Annotated in this window: 2 protein-coding genes; both read right to left on the bottom strand. The window is 73.3% G+C overall.

What is annotated here, in order from left to right; genetic code table 11:
- On the bottom strand, positions 1-943 hold a 943-nt coding region (locus AB0442_RS42355; RefSeq protein WP_366168829.1), incomplete at its 3' end, for an electron transfer flavoprotein subunit alpha/FixB family protein.
- Positions 944-991: 48 nt separating this feature from the next.
- Entirely contained in the window at positions 992-1,753 is a 762-nt protein-coding gene (locus AB0442_RS42350) for an electron transfer flavoprotein subunit beta/FixA family protein (protein ID WP_366168830.1), read from the bottom strand.
- Positions 1,754-1,766 lie beyond the last annotated feature (13 nt).

Raw genomic sequence — 1,766 nt, 5'->3', positions numbered from 1 at the left:
CCTCGGCGGTGAGCTGGGGCAGGACGGTGAACAGGTCGCCGACGACGCCGTAGTCGACGAGCTCGAAGATCGGGGCCTCGGGGTCCTTGTTGACCGCGACGATGGTCTTCGAGGTCTGCATGCCGGCGCGGTGCTGGATGGCGCCGGAGATGCCCGCGGCGACGTACAGCTGCGGGGAGACCTGCTTGCCGGTCTGGCCGACCTGGTTGGTGTGCGGGTACCAGCCGGCGTCGACGGCGGCGCGGGAGGCGCCGACGGCGGCACCGAGCGCGTCGGCGAGGTCCTCGACGACGGCGAAGCCCTCGGCGGCGCCGACGCCGCGGCCGCCGGAGACCACGATCGCGGCCTCGGTCAGCTCGGGGCGGCCGGAGGCGACGCGCGGGGTGCGGGCGGTGACGGTGGCCGCGTTGCCGGTGAGGGCGACGGTGACCTGCTCGACGGTGCCGGCGGCCGGCGCCGGCTCCGGGGCGGCGGCGTTCGGCTTGACGGTGATCACCGGGGTGCCGGTGGTCACGGTCGACTTGACCTGGAAGGACGCGGCGAACACCGACTGGGTGGCGACCGGGCCGGCCGCGCCGGCCTCCAGGTCGACGGCGTCGGTGATGATGCCCGAGCCCAGCCGCAGCGCGACGCGGGCGGCGACCTCCTTGCCCTCGCCGGAGGAGGTGACCAGCACGGCGGCGGCGCCGCTGCTCCGGGCGATCTGGGTGAGGGCGTCGACCTTCGGGACCACCAGCTGGGTGGCGAACTCGTCGGCGTCGGCGGTGTAGACCTTGGCCGCGCCGTACTCGGCGGCCTTGGCGGCGAGGTCGGCCGCGGCCGCACCGGCGCCCAGGACGACGGCGGAGGGCTCGCCGATCCGGCGGGCCAGGGTCAGCAGTTCGAGGGCCGGCTTGCGGACCACGCCGTCGGCGTGGTCCACGAGAACCAGGATCTCAGCCATGATTCGTTGCTCCTGATCGTTCGTTGGATGCGCGCGTGGGACGTGGGCTCAGATGAACTTCTGCGCGGCGAGGTAGCCGGCGAGCTGCTTGCCGCCCTCGCCCTCGTCCTTGACGACGGTGCCGGCGGTGCGGGCCGGGCGGGCGGTGATGTCGGCGACCTTGGTCCAGGAGCCGGCCAGGCCGACCTCGTCGGCGTCGATGCCCAGGTCGTCCAGGTCGAGCTCGGCGACGGGCTTCTTCTTCGCGGCCATGATGCCCTTGAACGAGGGGTAGCGGGCCTCGCCGGACTGGTCGGTGACCGACACGACGGCCGGCAGCGCGGCCTCGACCTGCTCGGTCGCGGCGTCGCCGTCGCGGCGGCCCTTGACCACGCCGCCCTCGACCGACACCTCGGACAGCAGGGTGGCCTGCGGCACGCCCAGCCGCTCGGCGAGCAGCGCCGGCAGCACACCCATCGTGCCGTCGGTGGAGGCCATGCCGCACACCACCAGGTCGAACCCGGTGTTCTCCAGCGCCTTCGCCAGGACCGCGGAGGTACCGATCACGTCCGAGCCGTGGATGTCCTCGTCGTTGACGTGCACGGCCTTGTCCGCACCCATCGACAGGGCCTTGCGCAGCGCGTCCTTCGCGTCGTCCGGACCCACGGTCAGCACCGTCACCTCGGCGTCGCCGGAGGCCTCCGCGATCCGCAGCGCCTGCTCCACGCCGTACTCGTCCAGCTCCGACAGGAGGCCGTCCACGCCCTCCCGGTCGGTGGTGGTGTCGTCCGCGAAGCGACGGTCACCGGTCGCGTCGGGCACGTACTTCACACAGACAACGATC

The organism is Kitasatospora sp. NPDC085895 (genome assembly GCF_040702125.1).
In the GTDB taxonomy this organism is placed as follows: Bacteria; Actinomycetota; Actinomycetes; order Streptomycetales; family Streptomycetaceae; genus Kitasatospora; species Kitasatospora arboriphila.
Note: the sequence above shows the minus strand (reverse complement) of the source record. Positions and strands in the feature narration are given on the sequence as shown.